Below are 21608 nucleotides of genomic sequence, written 5' to 3'. Positions count from 1 at the left end.
CTTAATTCCGAAAAGGAACCTGTGTTCCGAGCTCCCAACCCCGGTTTTGCTCTTTTTTTTTCCCCCCCCCCCCCCCGCGTCGCCATGGTTCAGGAGCGGTGGTACGGGTTCGGGATGTGGAGGTCGGCGCCGAGTTCACGGGCCGCGTTCCGGGCGAAGTACGGGTCGCGCAGCAGCTCGCGGCCGATCAGGACGGCGTCCGCCTGGCCGTCCACGACGATCTTCTCGGCCTGCTGGGCCTCGGTGATCAGGCCGACGGCGCCGACCGGCAGTCCGGCCTCCTTCTTGACCCGCTCGGCGAAGGGCACCTGGTAGCTGGGGCCCACCGCGATCTTCGCGCCGGGGGCGTTGCCGCCGGTGGAGGTGTCCAGCAGGTCCACCCCGTGCGCCTTCAGGTCGGCGGCGAAGCGCACGGTGTCCTCGGAGGTCCAGCCCTCGCGCTCGTCGTCCGCGTCCTCCGAGAGCCAGTCCGTCGCCGAGATCCGGAAGAACACCGGCAGCTCCTCGGGCCACACGGCCCGCACCGCGTCCACGACCTCCAGCGCGAAGCGGGTGCGGTTCTCGTACGAGCCGCCGTACTCGTCCGTGCGCCGGTTCGTGAACGGCGAGAGGAACTCGTTGATCAGGTAGCCGTGCGCACCGTGGATCTCCGCCACCTCGAAGCCGGCCTCCAGCGCCCGCCGCGCGGTCGCCGCGAACTGCCCGACGATCTCCCGGATCTCCTCGGCCGACAGCTCCGCCGGCTCGGTGGACGCCTCGTCGAACGCCAGCGGGCTCGGCCCCACCGGCTGCCATCCGTGCCCCTCACCGGGCGCGATCGGGGCGCCGCGGTCCACCCACGTACGCTCGGTCGAGGCCTTGCGTCCCGCGTGGGCGATCTGGATGCCCGGGACGGAGCCGTGCGCCTTCAAAAAGTCGGTGATACGGCGGAACGCGGCGGTCTGCCGGTCGTTCCAGAGCCCCAGGTCGTACGGGCTGATGCGCCCCTCCGGGCTCACCGCCGTGGCCTCGGTCAGGATCAGCCCCGTGCCGCCGGCGGCGCGCGAGGCGAGGTGCTGGAAGTGCCAGTCGTTGGGCACGCCCTGCTCCGGGCCGTCCGGTGCCGCCGAGTACATGCACATGGGAGCCATCCATATGCGGTTGGGGATGGTCAGCGACCGGAGGGTGAGGGGCTCGAACAGTGCGCTCACGACGGACTCCCGCGTTTGGGGTTGCTTCTGCTTGACGCTTCATACGATAGCTCTCGTAGTACGGAGCCTGTCAAACTACGATGGCTCTCGTACTTACCTGCGGGCACGTGAGGGCGCGTGCGCACGAAAACGGGGCCGGCCCCCGATGGGCCCGGCCCCGCGCATCGCTGTGCCTTCCGGAGCGCGGCGTACCCCCGTATCGCCGCGACCGGCCAGTCCGGCCCCGGAGCTCCACCCCGGGCCGACCGGCTCACGATAAGGGCCCCGGCGCATCGCGTACGAACGGTTTTTGACGCCCCTGGAGGGCCGCGATGCGGGGCGCCCAGGGCTTGGCGGCGCGAGGCCGGTCACGTCAGCGCTGTCGCACAGAGAAGCGATGCACTTGCAGTGTTTCGATCCGCAAAAGCAGGAAACACCAGAGTCGAAGCGTTTTGATCTTATTTGTGAACGAGGTGAACTGCCATGGGAATCATCGCGTGGGTCCTGATCGGGTTGCTGGCGGGTGCGATCGCGAAGGCGCTGATGCCGGGTAAGGACCCGGGTGGATGCCTCGTCACCATGCTGATCGGCATCGTCGGTGGGCTGCTGGGCGGCTGGCTCGGCAAGGTGATCTTCGGCGTGGAGTCGATCAACGGTTTCTTCCACCTCTCGACGTGGATCGCGGCCATCGTCGGCTCGGTGATCGTTCTGGCGATCTACCGCATGACCATCGGCCGTAACCAACGGCACTGATGCGGCGCACGACGGGCGGCGGAGCGAACGGCGGCCGCCCGGTCGGCGAGGAGGAGTGAACGCGGCGCCGCACGACCGGTGACGGCGACGAGCCGGCCCCCTGTCGCCAGGGGGCCGGCTTGTGCGTGGCCGCGCGCCGGCTCCGGAAACATGGCGAGCACATACGTTCTGACCTGCGGCGACACCGTGCCGAAGGGCCGTTGTCAGTGGTCGGGTGCAGACTGAGCGATACCTGGAAACAACGGCGTTTCGGAGGTGTTCGAGATGGCATCCGGCACGACAGACGTCCTCCTCGCGGTGGGCACGCGCAAAGGGCTCTTCATCGGCCGTCGGCGGCGCGGCGACTGGGAGTTGAGCGGGCCGCACTTCGCCGCGCAGGCGGTGTATTCGATCGGCATCGACACCCGTCGCCCGACACCCCGGGTGCTGGCCGGTGCGGACAGCTCGCACTGGGGTCCGTCGGTCTTCCACTCCGACGACCTCGGCGGGACCTGGCGGGAGCCGGCCCGCCCGCCCGTCAAGTATCCACCGGATACGGACACTTCGCTGGAGCGGGTGTGGCAGCTGCATCCGGCCGGACCGGCAGCACCCGATGTGGTGTACGCCGGGACGGAGCCCGGCGGGCTGTTCCGGTCGGCGGACGGGGGCGAGACGTTCGAGCTGGTCCGCTCGCTGTGGGACCACCCGTCCCGTGCGCAGTGGGTGCCCGGCGGTGGCGGACTGGCGGTGCACACGGTGATCACGGACCCGCGGGACGCGGACGCGGTGACGGTCGCGGTGTCCGCGGCCGGGGTGTTCCGCACCAAGGACGGCGGGCAGAGCTGGTCCCCGTCGAACAGCGGCGTGAAGGCCGTGTTCCTGCCCGACCCGGACCCGGAGTTCGGCCAGTGCGTACACAAGATCGCACAGGATTCCGTCAACCGGGACCGGCTCTACCTGCAGAACCACTGGGGCGTCTACCGAAGCGACGACGCGGGCGCGAAGTGGACCGACATCGGCGGCGGGCTGCCCTCCGACTTCGGGTTCGCGGCAGCCGCCCATCCGCGCCGGGCGGACGTCGCGTACGTCTTCCCCATCACCGCCGACATCGACCGCGTCCCGGCGGAGCGCCGGTGCCGGGTGTTCCGCACCGAGGACGCCGGTGCGAGCTGGGAGGCGCTCAGCGACGGTCTGCCCCGGGAGGATCATTACGGCACGGTGCTCCGGGACGCGCTGTGCGTCGACGACTCCGACCCCGCGGGCGTCTACTTCGGCAATCGCAACGGAGAGGTCTTCGCCAGCGCGGACGACGGTGACAGCTGGCAGCAGCTCGCCTCCCACCTGCCGGACGTGCTGTGCGTACGGGCCGCCGCCGTCGGGTGAGCCGGGCGGCGGATCGGGCCGTCGATTGAAGAGGATCACCTTGCGGCCAGTAGGGTGACGTGCGTGGCTGCACGACCTCTTCATGAAATCGTCGAACCCGGCTGGGCCAAGGCACTTGAGCCGGTCGCCGGGCAGATCGCCAGGATGGGCGAGTTCCTGCGGGCGGAGATCGCCGCGGGGCGCACCTACCTCCCGGCGGGCAGCAATGTGCTGCGCGCCTTCCAACAGCCCTTCGACGACGTCCGGGTGCTCATCGTCGGGCAGGACCCCTACCCCACTCCCGGACACGCGGTGGGACTGAGTTTCTCCGTCGCGCCGGACGTCCGCCCGCTGCCCGGGAGTCTGGAGAACATCTACCGCGAGATGGCCTCGGACCTGGGGCTGCCACGGCCGTCCAACGGTGACCTCACGCCGTGGACGCGGCAGGGCGTCCTGCTGCTCAACCGGGCGCTGACGACGGCGCCGCGCAAGCCGGCGGCGCACCGGGGCAAGGGCTGGGAGGAGGTCACGGAGCAGGCCATCCGGGCGCTGGTCGCGCGGGGCCGCCCGATGGTGTCGGTGCTGTGGGGCCGCGACGCGCGCAATCTGCGACCGCTGCTCGGCGACCTGCCCTCGGTGGAGTCCTCGCACCCCTCCCCCATGTCGGCCGACCGGGGCTTCTTCGGCTCGCGCCCGTTCAGCCGGACCAATGACCTGCTGGCGCGGCAGGGCGCGCAGCCGGTGGACTGGAGACTGCCCTGACCCTGCGGGATAGTGTGCCCGCATGACGAACGCGAACATCCCTGCGGGTTGGTACGCCGACCCGCAGGGCACGCCGGACCGGCTGCGCTGGTGGGACGGCTCCCGGTGGACCGAGCACACGCACGAGGGCCGGCCGGCCCAGGCGCAGACATCGGCCCCGGACGAGGCGGTCGGCCAGCAGGCGCCGCAGCAGGCCCAGCAGCAACAAGCGCAGCAGCCGTCGTACGTGAAGGCCCAGCAGCAGAGCAGCCCGCAGCAGCACGCCGTGCAGCAGCAGGGCGGGCAGCCGTACGGCCAGCAGGCCCCCGGTCAGGGGTACGCGCCCCAGCAGCAGGGCGGTCAGCCGATGCCGCACCAGTACGCGCCGCAGGCCGGGCAGCAGGCGCCGGCCGGACACCCGTCCCCGGTCGGCCAGCAGCCCATGCCCGGCGGTCAGCCCATGCCCGGCGGTCAGCCCATGCCGGGCGGACAGCCGATGCCCGGAGCGCAGCCGGGGTACGGGCAGCCGGGTGGCAGCCCGGGGCAGGTGCAGTACCAGGTGCAGCAGCAGGCCGGGGTCGCGCCCAGCGCCCAGGGCGGCGGAACGCTGTTCACCGAACCGGTCCTGGTCGTGAACCAGAAGGCCAAGCTGATCGAGGTGACGAACGAGTACAGCGTCTTCGACCAGCACGGCAACACCCTCGGCACGGTCGTACAGGTCGGCCAGAGCACCGCGAAGAAGGTGCTGCGGATCGTCTCCAGCCTCGACCAGTACATGACCCACCGGCTGGAGATCCGGGACAATTTCGGCCAGCCGCAACTGGTGCTGACCCGCCCGGCGAAGTTCATCAAGTCCAAGGTGCTGGTGGAGCGGCCCGACGGGCAGCCGGTGGGCGAGATCGTGCAGCAGAACGCCATCGGCAAGATCAACTTCGCGATGATGGCGGGCGGGCAGCAGATCGGCGCCATCAAGGCGGAGAACTGGCGCGCCTGGAACTTCGCGATCGTCGACCACACCGACAACGAGGTCGCCCGGATCACCAAGACCTGGGAGGGCCTGGCCAAGACGATGTTCACCACCGCGGACAACTACGTCCTGCAGCTCCACAGCCAGCTCCCCGAGCCGCTGCGGAGCCTGGTCGTCGCCACGGCCCTGACCGTGGACACCGCGCTCAAGCAGGACGCGCGCGGGTTTGGCTGAGCCCCGGGGCAGTACGGCACGCCCGTCGACCGGCCATGTCCTGGGGGTCGATTCGGGCGGTTCCAGCCTGCGGATCGCCGTCGCCCGCGCGGACGGGAGGGACGCGCGGCCGCTCGCCTCGTACACCTCTCAGGAGCCGATCGGCACCGGCCCGAACGGCATGGACGCCCACCAGCTGCTCAAACAGCTGGTACCGGCCGCGCAGGACCTGATGCGGGACACCGGCGCCCGGCGGCTCGACGCCGTGTGCGTCGGCGCCGCGGGCATGGCGACGCTCGGCACGGAGCTGCGGGCCGAGCTGCCCGGGGCGCTGGCCGAGGCGTTCGGTGTACGGCGGCTGGCGCTGGCCGCCGACGCCGTGACCGCGTACGCCGGGGCGCTCGGCCAGACTCCGGGCGCCGTGGTCGCCGCCGGTACCGGCGTCATAGCGATGGGCACGGACCTCACCCCGGCCGGCGGCTGGCGCCGCGCCGACGGCTGGGGGCATCTGCTGGGCGACTGCGGCAGTGGCGCCTGGATCGGCAGGGCTGGGCTGGAGGCGGCGCTGCGCGCCCACGACGGGCGGGCGGGCGGTTCCGCCGTGCTGCTGGCCCGTATGGAAGCGCTGTTCGGCCCGGCGGCCGAGCTGCCCGGCGCGCTGTACCCGCGAGCCGACCGGACCGCCGTACTGGCGTCGTTCGCACCCGAGGTCGCCGCCTGCGCCGGGCGCGATCCCGTGGCGGCCGCGATCCTGAGCAGCGCGGCGCGCCACCTGGCGGAGTCGGCGGCGGCGGTCTGCCCGTCGGCGGCCGGGAGTGCGGTGGCCTTCACCGGGGGCCTCCTGAACTTGGGCGAGCCGCTGCTGTCGCCGCTGCGCACCGCGTTCGACGAGCTGCTGCCGCACGCCCGCCGGGTCGAAGCGGCGGGCGATCCTCTGAGCGGGGCGCTGCGCGTGGCCGCGGCCCTGGCTGTCGACGGGCTGCGGCTGCCCACGGACGAGAGGCTGTTGCGGGTCACGCGGTAGGGCACGGCCCGGCGGCGAGCACGTCATTCGAACAAAGCCGCAAAGCCGTGAATTGCGTAAGTAGTCCCGGATATCCAGCGCCCCACACCGACCCGTCATTCCGAACCGCCGTCCCGCCGCCATTCCGATTCGCCATGGCGCCCCATCGTCCGACCCGTCAGCAGCGCGTCACAGCGAGGGGCGGACGGGGCGCGCGAAGGGGCGTGCGAGGGAAGTACGGGGCGGGGGCGCAGCGCCTCCCGCCGGGTCGTCCCGCAGGGTCGCACCGATGCTCGAACCGGGCTTTGACCTGCCCATACGGCGCGCGGGACAATTCGGGACGGATACCTCCCGGCCGAACCCTCCCGCCGCGCGGGGGACCCCTGAGGCGTTAACATGCGACGCCATGAGTTCCCCCACTGGGCCCGCACCCGGCTCGCCCCGCTTTGACGAAGTTTCTCCGAGCTCGGGCGCCGCACCCGGCCTGCCTGTACGAATGCCGCGTCCCCGGCAGTCCGGTCGTCACCGCCGACCGGAACCCGTCGCCGCGCCCGAGGGCGCGCCCGCCCTGGTCCTCGCCGTTCCCGGCGCCCCCTCCGCCGCCGCGCGCGGCCTGGCGGCGGAGGTGACCAGCATCGCCCGTTCCGAGCTGCCCGGCCTCGACGCCCGGATCGGCTACGTGGACGGCGGCGACGCGGAGTACCCCGCGCTGGAGACCGTGCTCGCCCAGGCGGCCGGTGAGCACCGGGCCCGTACCGGCGACGGTGCGCAGCCCGAGCAGCAGGGCCCGCCCGCGGTGGTCGTGCCGCTGCTGGCCGGACCGGACAGCGCGCTGCTCCGCCGCATACGCCAAGCGATCATGAACAGCGGTTCGGCCGCCGAGCTGACCGATGTGCTCGGCCCGCACCCGCTGCTCGCCGAGGCCCTGCACGTACGCCTCTCGGAGGCCGGTCTGGCCCGTGCCGACCGGGCGCGGCTGTTCACGGTCGCGACGGCCGCCGACGGCATCGTCCTCGCCACCGTCGGCGGCGAGGAGGCCGTACAGGCCGCCGGCATCACCGGCATGCTGCTCTCCGCCCGGCTGGCGGTGCCGGTGCTGGCCGCCGCGCTGGACGAGGAGGGCGCCATCGCCCGTACCGCCGAGGAGCTGCGTTCCTCGGGCTCGCAGCAGCTGGCCCTGGCTCCGTACCTGATCGGTCCCGAGATCGCCGAAGGCCTGGTGGGGGCCGCGGCAGCGGAAGCGGGCTGCGCGGCGGCGGAGCCCCTGGGCGCGTACGGGACGGTCGGCCGCCTGGTCCTGTCGAACTACGCGTCGGCGCTGGGCATCACGCTGCAGTCGGCCGGTCAGCACGCGCCGGCCCGGTGACCTCGCGGGGCGGCGGCACGGCTCTCCCCGCGAGCCGTCGCCCGCTGCCCGCCCCTCCGACGCCCCGGCCGACGGCCTGACGGCCCGCCGTGTACGCCCCTGCCGGCGGCGCCTGTCGCCGTCGGCACCTCGTGAAAGGGCCGCTTCCCGTACCGTTCGGGAGCGGCCCTTCAGCCTTTGCCCGTGCGACTCACATGTCCCTGCGGCTCGCGGCGTGCGTGCGGCAGCCGCAGCCTCAGCCGAAGACCACGCAGGAGGCTGCCGGGGCCTCGATCGAACCGCCGGCTTCCGGTACCCCGGTGGCGGCGTCGAGGGCGAACCAGGTCACGTCCCCGGAGCGCTCGTTGGCCGCGTACAGGTGTCGCCCTCCCGGGTGCAGCGCAAGGTCGCGCGGCCAGTGCCCTCCGCACGGCACGGTGGTGACCAGGGTGAAGGTCTCTCCCGACGGGTCGAGGGCCAGTACCGAGATGCTGTCGTGGCCCCGGTTCGCCGCCCAGGCGAAGCGGCCGTCGGGCGAGATGACCAGCTCGGAGGGGTGGTTCTCGCCCGCGTCCGGGGGCAGGATCGCCGTCTCGGTCAGCGGTGTGAGGGTGCCGGTGGCGGCGTCCCAGCGGCACGGTGTGACCGTGGAGGACAGTTCGTTGATGACGTACGCGTGGCGGCCACCCGGGTGGAAGGCGAGGTGCCGGGGCCCGCTGCCGGGCCGCAGCCGGATCTCGTGGCGTACGACGGGCTCCCCGCTCGCCGGGACAAATTCGCAAACGCGTACGGAATCGGTGCCGAGATCGACGCTGAGCAGCCACCGGCCGGTGGGGTCCGGCAGCACGGCGTGCGCGTGCGGGCCCTCCTGGCGGTCGGGGTGCGGGCCGTGGCCCTCGTGCCGGAGCACGGCGGCGGGTTCCGCGAGGGTGCCGTCGGCCCGTACGGGCAGCGCGCTGACGCTGCCGGAGGTGTAGTTGGCGGTCAGCAGACGTCCGACCCAGAGGGTGAGGTGGGTCGGGCCGGCGCCGCGTACCGGTACGGGGGCGCCGAGCGGCACCGGGCCGTTCTCCGTGAGCGCGAAGGCGGCAGCCGCGCCGTCGGACGTCTCGCTCACCGCGTACAGGTGGCGCCCGTCGGGCGCGGCCGCGAGATAGCTCGGGTCGGGCACCTCGTCCGTGGCATGCAGTGGGGTCAGGGCGCCCGTCTCCGCGTCGACCGCCGCCGTGATGACGCCGCGCCCGCCGGCCGACGTGAACGACCCGATGTACGCCCGCCGTCCGCTGCCTGTCGTCCTCATCGGCGCTCCGCCTGCCCTTCGTCCGCCCTGTGTGCCGTACGGAGTTGTACGCACTGACGCTAACAGGCCGCCGCCGCCCGCCGATCGGGTCGCTGACGTCGATCGGTGGGCGGCGGGCGGTCTCGGCGGCGGTTCTCCCGTCAGGCGTCGGCCAGCGGGGAGCGCGGGGAGCTGTGCAGCGGCGCGGCCAGTTCCGCCAGGGCGCGCTCCAAGCTGTGCAGGTGGGCGAGCGCGGGTTCCAGGGGCGCGTGCGGGGCGGCGGCCGCTGCGGCTGCTGTGAACTCGCGGGGCTGCTGGGGTGTGGTGAGCGCCTCAACGGCGGCCTCCACACGCTGGCAGGCGGCGGTCAGCCGGGCATCATGCGACGCCACCGGGTCGGCGGCGATGGACGCCAGCCCGCGGACCTCGCGGGCGCAGTCGTCCAGGAGCGCCAGCACCTGCCGGGCCCGTTCCTTGCGGGCACGCATCGGGGCCAGCGGGTGCACCAGCGGGGAGAGGGACAGCCGTACGCGGCGGAGCAGCACCTCCAGCTCGGCGACGCGCGGGGCCGGGTCGGCGCTCTCGGAGCCGGCGATGCGTGCCGCGGCCTCGGCGGTGCAGTGGTGTACGCAGCGCAGGGCGCGCTGTACCCAGGCGTCCGTCGTCGCGTGCGTGGTGACCGGCAGCACCACCAGGACGGCCAGGATCGCGCTCAGCGCGCCGACGCCGGTCTCCGCCAGACGCAGCGCGAGCAGCCCCGGGTCCAGCACGCCCAGCAGCCCGTACAGCAGCCCGACCATCAGGGTCACCGCGAGCATGTTCCAGGTGTACGAGACCGGCGACGCATAGAAGATCGAGAAGATGCAGACGGCGATCAGGGCCGCCGTGGGCGCCACGGCGCCGTGCAGGGGTACGGCGATCAGCAGCCCGGCGGGGATGCCGAGCAGGGTGCCGAGCATCCGGCGGAATCCGCGGACGACGGTCTCGCCGCGCGAGGCGGTGTTGACGAAGATCCACCACATGGCGCCGACCGCCCAGTACCAGCGTTCCTGGGAGAGCATCTGGCCCGCGATCAGGGCGAAGGCTCCGCCGGCGGTCGCCTGGAGCGCCTGGCGGGTCGTCGCGCGGGCCAGGCCCGTGCCGCCGGGCAGGGCGGGGACGGCGGGCGACGGCGTACGGCGTTCGTAGCACCACAGTCCGAAGCGGACCGCCGAGCAGGCGAGGAGGGCGAGCGCGGTGGCGGCGTACAGCTCGGGCAGCTGCTCGGGCACCGTACGCAGGAACTGCGCCTCGAAGAAGGACATGAACGCGAAGATGCCGAGGGCGTTGCCGCGCGGCCCCCAGCGGCGGGCGTAGACCCCGACGCCGACCGTGGCGAGGAAGGCCGTGTCCCGTACCAGCGGGTAGTCGTGCAGCATCGCCGCGACGGCGAGCACCGGGAACCCGACCAGCGGCAGCAGGGCGGTGGAGACCAGCTGACCGCGCACCGTCGTGTCCGCGACGGTGAAGAGGGCCAGCAGCGCGGCGACCCCGCCCACCACGGCACCGACCAGCGAGTGGCCGACGGCGGCACACACCGCCACCGCCAGGCCGACACCCACGACGGCCCGCGCGGCGCTGCGCAGCCGCAGCCGCCCCGGGTCCGGCGCCACGAACACCCTCTTCACCACGGTTTCCCACCCCTCTGCGTTCAACTCTGTCGTTCGTCTTCCGGCTCGGTGCTTCGGCTCTGCGCTTCGGCATCAAAAAGGCGCCGCGGGGATCCGCAGCGCCATCGACGGACCTATCACAACATCAACACAGCTGTTGGCTCAACAGGGCCCGATACGGCTGTGCCATTGGCACAGCGTCGACGGAAGGCGCTGGGCCAGAAGGCGGCCATTGGCGTGAGCTCTCGCCCGACTGCCCGCATCAGAGCGCCCGCCGACGCGCGTCTCATCCGAGCGTCCACATGCCGGAACACCGCAACCGTGTGCATCTTCCACGCATTACCCTCGACGTCATGTCCGCACCCGCACGCCTCCTCTGTCTCGCGCTCTTCGCGAACTCGGCCTGGTGCGTCGACGACGGGCTCTGTCCCCGCTGAAGCCCGCCGCCGGCGCCGTTCCGCAGGCCCCGGCGTCCGTGATCACCGCTTCCCCGCCCCCGGCGTTCCCGGGGCGACCTGCGCCTCCGGCACCCCGGGCACACCCATGTGCCACGTCGCCCCGCCCCCGCTCAGCTCACCGCTCACCCTCACGGAGCCCGCTGTGACCACAGCACCCCCTGATCCGCTCGTCGGAACCCCCCGCCCCACCGCGGCGCTGCTCGCTCCCTCCCCCACCTCCCGGCCCCGGCCCGCCGCTCCCCCGGCCCCGCCGGTCCGGCGGCTGCCGCTCGCCGTCGGCCTGCTGATCGCCCTGGCGCTGGCGGGTTACGTCTTCGCCTCGTACGGCGCGAAGCCCGGCGTCCTGCTGCTGCTCGGGCTCGGCCTCGGGGTGGCCCTGTTCCACTCGCGGTTCGGGTTCACGTCCGCGTGGCGGCAGCTCGTCGCGGTGGGCAACGGGGCCGGGCTGCGCGCCCACGCACTGCTGCTGGGTACGACGGCCACTCTGTTCGCCCTGGTCATCGGCACCGGCACCGGACTGTTCGGGTCGGCGCCCGAGCCCTCCGGCGGGCCGCTCGGCGTGGGGCTGCTCCTCGGCTCGTTCGTGTTCGCCGTCGGTATGCAGCTGGGCGGCGCCTGCGCCTCCGGCACGCTGTTCGCGGTGGGGTCGGGGCAGACGTCCATCGTGCTGACCCTGGGCGGCTTCATCGCCGGTTCCACGCTGGCCGCCTGGCAGTTCGACGTGTGGCGGGACCTGCCGGCGTTCGAGCCCGTCGTGTTCGCCGACCACCTCGGCTGGTTCGGCTCGTGGGCCGTCACGATCCTGACGCTGGCCGTCGTCGTGGCCGTCAGCCGCGCGGTCCAGGCGCGCCGCAACCCGCCGCCGACCGGCCCGGTGCCGTCGGCGAAGACCCGGGCCGCCCGGGTCCTGCGCGGTTCGTGGCCGCTGGCCGCCGGTGCGGGGGTACTGGCGGTGCTGGGCGGCGGGGTGCTCCTCGTGTCCGGCGGGGCGTGGGGTGTGACCAGCGCGTTCAGCCTGTGGGGCGCGAAGCTGGTGAGTGCGCTCGGCGGGCACCCGGAGACCTGGTCGTACTGGCAGAAGCCCGCGAACGCGCGGGCGCTGTCCGGTCCCGTGCTGGCCGACAAGACCAGCCTCACCGACATCGGCATCATGATCGGCGCGGCGGTAGCCGCCGCGCTGGGCGGCACCTGGGCCCTGCACCGGGGCACTCCCTGGCGCACCGCGGTCGCGGCGGTCGCGGGCGGCGTCCTGATGGGCGTCGGCGCCCGGCTGGCCGGTGGCTGCAACATCGGCGCCTACCTCGCCGGTATCGCGTCCGGCAGCCTGCACGGCTGGATCTGGGGTGCGACGGCGCTGCTCGGCACCTGGGCGGGCCTGAAGCTGCGGCCGGTCTTCCGGCTGGCCAACCCCAGGCCGGGGGACGGTGTCTGCTGACGGGTGACGGGGCCCGCGCTCAGGGCCGATGGCCGCCGTATACGCGCCGACGGGTGAGCCGTTGGTACAGTCACCGGGACCCGTACCGCTTCCGAGGAGGCCGTTGGCCCATGGCCGTGGACGCGCTCGACGCGAAGATCCTCCGGCTGCTGCTGGAGCAGCCGCGCACCAGCGTGCGGGAGTACGCCCGTATCCTCGGCATCGCCCGGGGCACCGTCCAGGCGCGTCTGGACCGGCTGGAGCGGGATGGAGTGATCACCGCGTACGGGCCCCGCCTCTCGCCCGCCGCCCTCGGCCACCCCGTGCTGGCCTTCGTGCACATCGAGGTCACCCAGGGACATCTGGAGGACGTCGCCGAGGAGCTGGCCGAGGTTCCGGAGATCATCGAGGCGTTCTCGACGACCGGCGGCGGGGACCTGATGACGCGGGTGGTCGCGCGCGACGCGGCACACCTGGAGGACGTGGTCCAGCGGCTGATCAAGATGTCGGGCGTGGTCCGGACCCGTACCGAGGTGGCGCTGCGGGAACGGGTGCCGCACCGGATGCTGCCGCTGGTCGAAGCGGTGGGCGGTGCCGCCGAGCCGCGCTGATACCCGCCTTGACATGCTGGGTCCATGAGCATTCCCGCCGGTGTCCGCCCCGCCCCCGTCATCTTCGACCTGGACGGCACGCTCGTGGACAGCGAGCCGAACTACTACGAGGCGGGACGCCGGGTCCTCGCCCGGTACGGCGTCACCGACTTCACCTGGGCACACCACGCCCGCTTCATCGGCATCGGCACCCGCGAGACGCTGGAGATCCTCAAGCGGGAGTACGGCATCGACGCGCCCCTCGACGAGCTGCTGGCCGGCAAGAACCGCGCCTACCTGGAACGGGCGCGGGCGCACACCGAGGTCTTCCCCGCGATGCGGACCTTCGTGGAGCTGCTGCACGCGGCCGGGCACCCGATGGCGGTGGCCTCCGGCTCCTCCCGGTCCGCGATCGAGACGGTGCTCGCGGCCACCGGCCTGGACGCGCGGCTGACCGTACGCGTCTCCGCCGAGGAGGTCGCGCACGGCAAGCCCGCGCCCGACGTCTTCCTGGAGGCGGCCCGCCGGCTGGGCGCGGCGCCGGAGAGCTGCGTGGTGCTGGAGGACGCGCCGCCCGGCGCGGAGGCGGCCCGCCGGGCGGGGATGCGGTGCATCGCCATCCCGTACGTACCGGAGACGGCGACGGATCCGGCCTTCGGCAGCGCCGGGCTGTTCTTCCCGCGCGGGCAGCGGGAATTCACGGCGGAGGCCGCTCACCGGTGGATCGCGACGGGCCAAAGCTAGAACCCGCGGGAACCGAAGGCCGGGACCGCGCGCCCGTACGGCGCAGGCCTGTCCGTCTCAGCCGACCTCGACGGAGTACGTGCCGGTGTCCAGCTGCGCCTTGCCGGTGAAGGCTTCCGTGCCGGCCTCCACCCCGCTCAGGTAGTCGGTCGGCGCCACCGCGCCCCGGCGGACGAGGGCCTGGAGGAAGTCGTTCAGGTCGAGGTCGGACGTGGTGGTGTTGCCGACGCGGACAAAGGAGTACACGTTCCAGTCGGTCCTGCCGACGTACAGGTCCCAGTACGCGCCGGCGACCTTCACCCGCTGCTGTCGGGTGCCCAGCGGAGCGGCGGCGCCGCCCTTGCTGAGCCACACCATGACCTCGTGCTTGGGGCGGCTCTGCCAGTCGGTGTCGGGCCGGTCGTGCAGCCACAGGTCGTAGGCGACGTTGTACGCGCCCGGCCTGGTCTCCTTCACCTTGTAGGACCACTTCGCGCGGACCGGTGTCTTCGCGGAGACCCGTACCGGCAGGCCGGTGGCGTCGGACTTCCAGCCCCAGTGCCAGCCGAGGACGCTGCTCGCGTACGACTTCACCGACTCGGGAGCGCCCGCCCAGTCGTGATGGGTGCCCCAGCCGATGGTGTTGCCGGACTGGTACGTGGCCCACGTACAGCTCCACCCGGAACCGCTGCCCGCTCCCCAGGTGTTGTTGTTGAGCCAGTATTTGCCCATGGGAGTGGAGGCGTTCGGCGCGCAGCCGTCGGCGGCCTGTGCGGAGTCTGCGGTCGTGTCGAGGGCGAAGAAGGTGCCGCCGCCGAGTGTGGCGGCGGCGAGCAGTGCGACGAGGAAGCGCTTGCGGGATGAGCGGTGGCGGCCAGATGCGGACATGAGACGGCCTTTCGATGCGGGGTCAGTGCCTTCTGGTTGCCGCCGCGGGCGCATTGGTTGCTCGCCTCGGGCCGGGTTCGGGTCCGGTCTCCGGCCCGCCTGGCTCCCGGCGGAAAATCGCCGGCAGGTGACGGCAACCTTCCCGGCGTCGGCGGCAACTGAGGGGCTGACAGAGCGTCCCCGACCGAGAGAGCCCGCCCGTGGTCAGCCTTTTCTTCCGTACCGGTCACCGGCTGCAGCCGCCGCACCCCGAATGGTTGGCATGATCTCGTCCACCGCCCCTCCGATGAGCATGAGCACTTCAGGCAGCAGCCCCGGCACCGGTCCAGTCCCAGCCGCCGCCCCGTCCCCCGGCACCGCTGACGCATCGGCGGAGTTCCACGCCTTCTTCGAGCGCCATCACGCCGAACTGGCCCGCCTGGCCCACCTGCTCACGGGGGAGACGGACGCCGCCGACGATCTCGCCGCGGACGCGCTGCTCGCCCTGTGGCACCGGTGGGACCGCGTGCGCGACGCGGAACACCCGGTGGCCTACGCCCGTGGCGTGGTCGCCAACATGGCCCGCAGCCGCATCCGCAGCACCGTGCGCGAGCGGCGCCGCATCGCCCTGTTCTGGTCGCAGCGCTCCGAGCGGTCGGACGGCCCCGACGTGGCCGCCGTCGTGGACGTCCGGCAGGCGCTGGAACGGCTGCCGTTCCGTAAGCGCGCGTGCGTCGTGCTGCGGCACGCGTTCGACCTGTCGGAGCGGGACACCGCCCTGGCGCTGGGCATATCCGTCGGTACGGTCAAGAGCCAGACCTCCCGGGGCATGGCGGAACTTCAGCGGCACCTGGGCGCGGGGGCCGTGGACGACCTCGCGGGGAGGGGGAAGTGATGGCGGACGACGACGTGCGCAGGCGGTTGCGCGAAGCGGCGCAGGACCACGGTCCGGACCGCGCCCGGATGCTGGCGCGGCTGGAGCGCGGCATGGCGGGCTCCACCGAAGCCGGTGCGGAGCCGCGCCGCAGGACGGCGCCGGGCGGCTCGTGGCCCCGGGTCGCCCTCGCGGCCGCAGCGACGGTGGGGGCACTGGTCGCAGGTGGGTACGCGGTGGCGACGGTCGTGCAGTCACCCGACGCCGGCCCGGGCAGGGTGACGACGCGCCCGGTCTCTCCCGCCGGGCCGGGCGAGGACCGGCCCGCCTCGCCCACTCCCCCGCCCGGCCCGTCGGCGACCCCGGCCGAGCCGCCTTCCGGCAAGCCCGGGAGGACGGCGCGGCCCGGCGGGCCGACCGGCGGAACCAGTAGCGGCGGCCGTACGGGCGGCCCGTCCACGCCCCCGGCACCCGGCGCCTCCTCCGGTGCGCGTCCGCCGTCCGGGGATACGGGTGACGGCCCGCCGCGTACCGAGGACGGCACCCTGTGGTCGGACGGCTCCGTGGACCCGCACAGCAACACCTACTGGGCGCAGAGCAATGTCACGGTCCAGACCGGGCAGCCGCTGAGCGCGCTCACCGTGGAGCTGCGGATAGCCCAGACCGGCGGCGTGGCGGACACCGGACACTGGAGCACGCTGCCCCCGGACGACTTCACGGTGTCCGTGGATGAGCACGACGGCGCGCTGGTCTACCGGTGGACGCTGAAGGCGGGCCGGACCGTGCCCGCCGGGCGGCATGTCTTCGCGGGCCAGTACAACCACGCGGCGGGCGGCCGGGACGCGAAGGACGACTCGTACACGGCGACGGCCCAGGCGCCGGGCGGTGGGCTGCGCGTACGGGGGACCTTCTGAGGGACCGGGTCACAGCCGGGCCGCGGGTCATTTCTTCGCGCGGCTCGGCTGCACCCGCTTGGGTTCGCCCTTCATCTTCGGGTGCTCCGGCGGGTACGGGAGGTCCCCGAGTCCGTGCTCGCGCTCGTCGCGGTCGGCGAGTTCGAGCGCGGCCTCCAGCCGGCAGGGGTGCCGGTCCATGGTGGCGTGCAGATCGCCCAGTTCGGCGAAGCGGGCCGGCATGGTGACGATGTCGAAGTCCTCCGGTACGGCGTCGGCCAGCTCCTCCCAGCGCAGTGGCGCGGACACCGGCGCGTGCGGGAAGGGCCGTACGGAGTAGGCGCTGGCGATGGTGCGGTCCCGCGCGGTCTGGTTGTAGTCCACGAAGATCTTCGCGCCGCGCTCCTCCTTCCACCAGGAGGTGGTGATGTGCCCGGGGTCGCGCCGCTCCAGCTCCCGGGCCACCGCGATCGCCGAGCGCCGGACCTGGGTGAAGGTCCAGTCGGGTGCGATGGGTACGAAGACGTGCAGGCCGCGGCCGCCGGAGGTCTTGGGCCGGCCGGTGAGCCCGAGGCCGTCCAGCACGTCCCGCAGGGCGAGGGCGGCCCGTACCGCGTCCGCGTAGCCCGTGCCCGGCTGCGGGTCGAGGTCGATGCGCAGCTCGTCCGGGTGCTCGGTGTCGCCCCGGCGGACCGGCCAGGGGTGGAAGGTCAGACAGCCGAGGTTGGCGGCCCACAGGACGGCGGCGGGTTCGGTGGGACAGATCTCGTCGGCGTACCGGCCGCTGGGGAAGGAGATCCGGCCGGTGGGGATCCAGTCGGGGAGGTTCTTCGGCGCCCGCTTCTGGAAAAACGATTCGCCGTCCACGCCGTCGGGGTAGCGCTGCAGCGTGGTGGGCCGGTCCTTCAGCGCGCGCAGGATGCCGTCACCGACGCTCTGGTAGTAGCGGACGACATCGGCTTTGGTGAAGCCGCGCTGCGGGAAATAGACCTTGTCCGGGTGGGACACCCGGACCGTCCGGCCCCCCACGGTCAGCTCCAGCGACTCTGCCATGCACCCACGCTAGGCCGTACGGGCAGGCCCCGCCCGTCGGCGGCGCGTACCGCCGCCGGTCCGCGCGCTCCGCCGCACAATCGCCCTCATGGACCTTCCCGTGATGCCCCCGGTGGAGCCGATGCTGGCCAAGGCCGCCCCGGACATCCCGCCCGGCATACAGTACGAAGCCAAGTGGGACGGCTTCCGGGCCATCGTCTTCCGCGACGGTGCCGAGGTCGAGCTGGGCAGCCGTTCGGGCAAGCCGCTCACCCGATACTTCCCCGAGCTCGCCGAGGCCCTGCGTACGGAGCTGCCGCCACGCTGCGTACTGGACGGTGAGATCGTCATCGCCCGGGAGGGACGGCTGGACTTCGACGCCCTGCTGGAGCGCATCCACCCCGCCGAGTCCCGGGTACGTCACCTCGCGGAGCTGACCCCGGCGTCCTTCGTCGCGTTCGACCTGCTGGCGCTGGGTGACGAGTCGCTGATGCCGGTACCGCAGCGGGACCGCAGGGACGCCCTGACGACGGCGCTGCGGGACGCCGCCGACCCGGTGTTCACCGCGCCCGTCACCGACGACCTCGATACGGCCCGCGACTGGTTCGAGCAGTTCGAGGGGGCCGGGCTGGACGGGATCGTCGCCAAGCCGCCCGGGATGCCGTACCGGCCGGGCCGCCGGGTGATGGTCAAGACGAAGCACGAGCGGACCGCCGACTGCGTCGTGGCGGGTCTGCGGCCGCACAAAAGCGGCCCGGTCGTGGGGTCCCTGCTGCTGGGCCTGTACGACGGGGAGCGCCGTCTCCAGCACGTCGGCGTGTGCGCGTCCTTCCCCATGCGCCGGCGTCAGGAGCTGATGGAGGAGCTGGCGCCGCTGCGGATGGAGTCCGTCGCGGGCCATCCGTGGGAGGAGTGGACCAGCGAGGAGGCGCAGGCGGCGGGCCGGCTGCCCGGCGGTCCCAGCCGGTGGACGGGCAAGAAGGACCTGTCCTGGGTGCCGCTGCGCCCGGAACGCGTGCTGGAGGTCGCGTACGACCATATGCAGGGCGACCGTTTCCGGCACACCGCCCAGTTCCGGCGCTGGCGTCCGGACCGCGAACCGGCGTCGTGCACGTACACGCAGCTGGCGGAGCCGGTCCGCTACGACCTGGCGGAGGTACTGGGGGCGTGACCGCCCTACTCGGACTCTTCCCGGAGCTCGGCGACCACGGCCGCGATGCCCTCGACGGTCGGCGCGTCGAAGTAGGCGGACAGCGGCACGTCCACGCCGAGCCGGTCGAGTATCCGGGTCGAGATCTGGGTCATGGTGATGGAGTGGCCGCCGAGGTCGAAGAGGTCGTCGGTGTCGGTGAGTCCGGGCAGGCCGAAGACCTCGCGCCAGATCTCCCGGACCGCTTCCAGCGGACTGCCGGCCGCTGACGGCCCGGCGGTGACCTTCTCGGCCGGCGCGGGCAGCGCGGGCCGGTCCAGCTTGCCGTTCGGTGTGGTGGGCAGCGCGTCGAGGGCGACGAAGACCTCCGGGACCATGTACGGGGGCAGCGCCACCGCCAGTTCCCGGCGCAGACGCCCGGCGTCCGCCTCGCCGACGTGGTAGCCGACGAGCCGGCCGTCCCGTACCGCGGCGGCGGCCCGGTGCACGCCGTCCAGGGCGAGCAGCCGGGACTCGATCTCGCCGAGTTCGATGCGGTAGCCACGCAGCTTGATCTGATCGTCGGTACGGCCGAGGAACTCCAGGCGGCCGTCGCCGCGGTGCCGCGCCCGGTCGCCGGTGCGGTACATCCGGCTGCCCGGCGGGCCGTACGGATCGGGCAGGAAGCGCTCGCTGTCCAGCTCCGGCCGTCCGACGTAGCCGCGGGCGAGGCCGTCCCCGGCGAGGTAGAGGTCGCCGGGCAGGCCCACGGGCACCGGCGCCAGGCGCTCGTCGAGCACGTACACCCGGGTGTTGGCCAGCGGCCGGCCGATCGTCACCTGGCCGGCTTCGGGTCCGATCTCGTCATACGTCGACCAGATCGTGGTCTCGGTCGGACCGTAGACGTTCAGGAGCCGGCCGACGCGCGGACGCAGCCGCTGCGCGAGCGTCGGCGGCAGTGCCTCGCCCCCGGCGAGCGCGGTCACGGCGGGCGCGTCGAAGCCGTGGTCGAGGAGCATGGCCCAGCCGGTCGGGGTGGCCTGGACGTGGGTGACGCCGTGGCGGGTGATCAGCTCGGCCAGTGCCGCGCCGTCGCGCGTGTCGCTCGCGCCCGCCACGACCACCGTGCCACCCGTGACCAGCGGGAGGAAGAGTTCCAGTCCGGAGATGTCGAACGAGACGGAGGTCAGTGCCAGCCAGCGGTGGCCGGGGCCGGAGCCGAGCAGGTCGCGCAGGGACAGCAGCAGGTTGGTGAGGGAGCGGTGCTCGATCTGTACGCCCTTGGGGCGGCCGGTGGAGCCGGAGGTGTAGATGACGTAGGCGAGGTCGCCGGGCGCGGGGGCCGGGTGGCGCGGTGCGTCGGCGGCTTGCCGGCCGCTCTCGGTGGCCATGAGGTCGGCGTCGCCCAGTTCGTGTGCGGCGTCGGCGTCCGTGAGGACGAACTCGATGCGCTCCGGCGGGTATTCCGCGTCCAGGGGTATGTAGGCCGCGCCGGCCTTGAGGACGCCGAGCAGGCCGGCCGGCAGCCGTTCGGAGCGGCTCGCCCGTACGGCGACGAGCGCTCCTTCGCCGATGCCCTTGTCCCGCAGGCGGGCGGCGAGGTGTTCCGCGTCGGCGTCCAGTTCCGCGTAGGTCAGGCTGCGGTCCGCATGGACGACCGCGACGGCGTCGGGGGTGCGGGCCGCCTGTTCCGCGAACATCTCGGGGACCGTCCGGGCCGGGTACGCCACGGCCGTGTCGTTGACGCGGTGCAGCAGCCGGTCGCGTTCGTCCCCGTCGAGGAGCGGCAGCCCGGCCAGGGGTGTGTCCGGGTGGGCCGCGGTGTGGCCGAGCAGGGTCAGCCAGTGCCGGGCCACGCTCTCGGCGTGTTCGCGCGCCAGGGACCGCGGCGGGTACTGGAGCAGGACGTCGAAGCCGTCGGGACCGTCGACCAGCTCGATGCGCAGGGCGTTGCGGGCGGTGTGGTTGGAGGGGGTCCAGTCCGCCGTCACGGTGAGCCCGGGGAACTCCGGTGCGGGTCCCGGGCGGCGGTACGTCAGGGAGACCGGCGCGAGCGCGACCCCCGGTCTGATGCCGGCAGCGGCGCGGCCGAGCGGCACCTCCCGTACGCGGTACAGCTCGCGCAGGCCGGACCGGGTCGCGCGGGCGAAGTCCGCGAACGCCAGGCCGGGCTCCGGCGTGGAGCCGAAGGGCAGTTCGTTGACGTGGACGCCGATGTGGCCGAGCTGCTCGGGGGTGCGGGTGCCGAGGTCGAGGGCGGTGACCGGCGCAGCGTTGCCGTAGCGGAAGAGGAGGGCGTGCAGGGAGGCGACGATCAGCTCGAAGCGGGTCACCCCGAGCTGTTCCGCGAGGGGGCCGAGCCGGGACCGCAGCTCCTCGGGGAGGCGGAACTCCACGGATTCGCCGGGGCCCGTCCCGTGGGCGGGACGGGCCAGGCCGGGGAGCGTCAGGTCGTCGTCGCCGAGCGGGTGCCGGGCCCAGTGGTCGCGGGCCGCGGGCAGTTTGGCGGCGATCCGCGCGTCCTCGGCTGAAGCCGGTTCGGCGGGCGCGGGCTCCGGGGGCACGGGGGTGCCGTGCCCGGCCTCCGCCCCGTAGTGCGCGGCGAGGTCGGCGGCGAACAGCTCCATCGAGTGCCCGTCGAAGACCAGGTGGTGGGCGACCACCAGCAGCCGGTGCTCGCGGGGGCCGAGGATCTGCAGGACCAGGCGGCACAGCGGGCCCGCGGCGAGGTCGAACGGCGTCAGGATGTGCCGGCGGGTGGCTTCCTCGTCCGCGCGCTCGGTCAGCAACTCGGGCCGGGCCGGGGCCGGGACGAGGAAGGGGACGCCGTCGCGGTTCTCGACGGCGCTGGTGAGACCGGGGTGGCGGCGCGGGACGGCTTCGCACGCGCGACGCAGCGCGGCGGTGTCGAGCGCGCCGTCGAGGTGCAGGGTGAAGGGCACGTGGTGCACGGCGCCGCAATCGTCGAGCTGTTCGTTGAACCAGATCCCGCGCTGCGCCGCCGAGGCGGGGCACGGCTCCGGGCGGGCCGGTATCGGGGAGCGCGGGCTTGCTGCGGCGTCGGGCATCGAACAGCTTTCTTCAGCACTGCGGCCGAGGGCGACCCCCGCCGTTGGAAGCGCTCTCAATCTGCCTCACTCCGACTGGGATATGCAACTTTCTGCGCGA

18 protein-coding genes are annotated in these 21608 nt (G+C 73.2%); 12 read left to right on the top strand and 6 right to left on the bottom strand.

The genetic code is table 11. The annotated features are described in order from the left end of the window. Positions 1-89 precede the first annotated feature (89 nt). Complete coding sequence (locus ACZ53K_RS38055; protein ID WP_468846319.1) at positions 90-1190, bottom strand: NADH:flavin oxidoreductase/NADH oxidase; 1101 nt, start codon at positions 1188-1190, stop codon at positions 90-92. A 462-nt stretch (positions 1191-1652) separates the two neighbouring features. Here ACZ53K_RS38055 and ACZ53K_RS38050 point away from each other — a divergent pair, with 462 nt between their 5' ends. From ACZ53K_RS38050 to ACZ53K_RS38025, 6 genes are all read left to right on the top strand, one after another. Further along, positions 1653-1922, top strand: coding sequence for a GlsB/YeaQ/YmgE family stress response membrane protein (locus ACZ53K_RS38050; RefSeq protein ID WP_468846316.1), 270 nt, complete (start codon positions 1653-1655; stop codon positions 1920-1922). 264 nt (positions 1923-2186) lie between these two features. Next, the gene (locus tag ACZ53K_RS38045; RefSeq protein WP_468846313.1) at positions 2187-3284 is read left to right on the top strand and encodes a WD40/YVTN/BNR-like repeat-containing protein; all 1098 of its coding nucleotides are present in this window, start codon (positions 2187-2189) and stop codon (positions 3282-3284) included. Between the two features lie 63 nt (positions 3285-3347). Continuing rightward, on the top strand, positions 3348-4025 hold the full coding sequence (locus ACZ53K_RS38040; protein WP_468846310.1) for a uracil-DNA glycosylase: 678 nt from the start codon (positions 3348-3350) through the stop codon (positions 4023-4025). Positions 4026-4047: 22 nt separating this feature from the next. Then, positions 4048-5205: an LURP-one-related family protein gene (locus tag ACZ53K_RS38035; RefSeq protein ID WP_468846307.1), complete on the top strand. Its 1158-nt coding sequence runs from the start codon at positions 4048-4050 to the stop codon at positions 5203-5205. After that, complete coding sequence (locus ACZ53K_RS38030; protein WP_468846305.1) at positions 5198-6208, top strand: N-acetylglucosamine kinase; 1011 nt, start codon at positions 5198-5200, stop codon at positions 6206-6208. The genes ACZ53K_RS38035 and ACZ53K_RS38030 overlap by 8 nt, the downstream gene beginning before the upstream one ends. 475 nt (positions 6209-6683) lie before the next feature. Next, positions 6684-7553 carry a sirohydrochlorin chelatase gene (locus ACZ53K_RS38025; protein WP_468846302.1) on the top strand — a complete coding sequence of 290 codons (870 nt, stop codon included), beginning with the start codon at positions 6684-6686 and terminating at the stop codon, positions 7551-7553. A 235-nt stretch (positions 7554-7788) separates the two neighbouring features. On the opposite strand, the gene ACZ53K_RS38020 is transcribed toward ACZ53K_RS38025, so the two are convergent. Further along, positions 7789-8832 carry a lactonase family protein gene (locus tag ACZ53K_RS38020; RefSeq protein WP_468846299.1) on the bottom strand — a complete coding sequence of 348 codons (1044 nt, stop codon included), beginning with the start codon at positions 8830-8832 and terminating at the stop codon, positions 7789-7791. 140 nt (positions 8833-8972) lie between these two features. Then, entirely contained in the window at positions 8973-10481 is a 1509-nt protein-coding gene (locus ACZ53K_RS38015) for an FUSC family protein (protein ID WP_468846296.1), read from the bottom strand. A gap of 579 nt (positions 10482-11060) precedes the next feature. Between ACZ53K_RS38015 and ACZ53K_RS38010 the strand changes: the two genes are divergently transcribed. From ACZ53K_RS38010 to ACZ53K_RS38000, 3 genes are all read left to right on the top strand, one after another. Beyond that, a complete protein-coding gene (locus ACZ53K_RS38010) occupies positions 11061-12353 on the top strand; it encodes a YeeE/YedE family protein (RefSeq protein WP_468846294.1) in 1293 nt (430 codons plus the stop codon). A gap of 110 nt (positions 12354-12463) precedes the next feature. Beyond that, entirely contained in the window at positions 12464-12943 is a 480-nt protein-coding gene (locus ACZ53K_RS38005; RefSeq protein ID WP_468846291.1) for an Lrp/AsnC family transcriptional regulator, read from the top strand. A gap of 24 nt (positions 12944-12967) precedes the next feature. Further along, positions 12968-13666, top strand: coding sequence for an HAD family hydrolase (locus tag ACZ53K_RS38000; RefSeq protein ID WP_468846290.1), 699 nt, complete (start codon positions 12968-12970; stop codon positions 13664-13666). A 57-nt stretch (positions 13667-13723) separates the two neighbouring features. On the opposite strand, the gene ACZ53K_RS37995 is transcribed toward ACZ53K_RS38000, so the two are convergent. After that, complete coding sequence (locus tag ACZ53K_RS37995) at positions 13724-14533, bottom strand: GH12 family glycosyl hydrolase domain-containing protein (protein ID WP_468846289.1); 810 nt, start codon at positions 14531-14533, stop codon at positions 13724-13726. 292 nt (positions 14534-14825) lie between these two features. On the opposite strand from ACZ53K_RS37995, the gene ACZ53K_RS37990 reads away from it, so the two are divergent. Then, entirely contained in the window at positions 14826-15407 is a 582-nt protein-coding gene (locus ACZ53K_RS37990) for a SigE family RNA polymerase sigma factor (protein WP_468846287.1), read from the top strand. Beyond that, entirely contained in the window at positions 15407-16300 is an 894-nt protein-coding gene (locus tag ACZ53K_RS37985; protein WP_468846285.1) for a hypothetical protein, read from the top strand. Before ACZ53K_RS37990 ends, ACZ53K_RS37985 begins: the two co-directional genes overlap by 1 nt. A 27-nt stretch (positions 16301-16327) precedes the next feature. On the opposite strand, the gene ligD is transcribed toward ACZ53K_RS37985, so the two are convergent. Continuing rightward, entirely contained in the window at positions 16328-17332 is a 1005-nt protein-coding gene (gene ligD / locus ACZ53K_RS37980; RefSeq protein ID WP_468846283.1) for a non-homologous end-joining DNA ligase, read from the bottom strand. 88 nt (positions 17333-17420) lie between these two features. Here ligD and ACZ53K_RS37975 point away from each other — a divergent pair, with 88 nt between their 5' ends. After that, positions 17421-18482 carry an ATP-dependent DNA ligase gene (locus ACZ53K_RS37975; protein WP_468846280.1) on the top strand — a complete coding sequence of 354 codons (1062 nt, stop codon included), beginning with the start codon at positions 17421-17423 and terminating at the stop codon, positions 18480-18482. 5 nt (positions 18483-18487) lie between these two features. Here the strand turns inward: ACZ53K_RS37975 and ACZ53K_RS37970 are convergent, their stop codons facing one another. Beyond that, on the bottom strand, positions 18488-21508 hold the full coding sequence (locus tag ACZ53K_RS37970) for a non-ribosomal peptide synthetase (protein ID WP_468846278.1): 3021 nt from the start codon (positions 21506-21508) through the stop codon (positions 18488-18490). Positions 21509-21608: the final 100 nt, after the last annotated feature.

This window comes from Streptomyces sp. NPDC033221, from assembly GCF_055577005.1.
The sequence above is the reverse complement of the archived record's forward strand: the minus strand, read 5'-3'. Positions and strand labels throughout refer to the sequence as shown.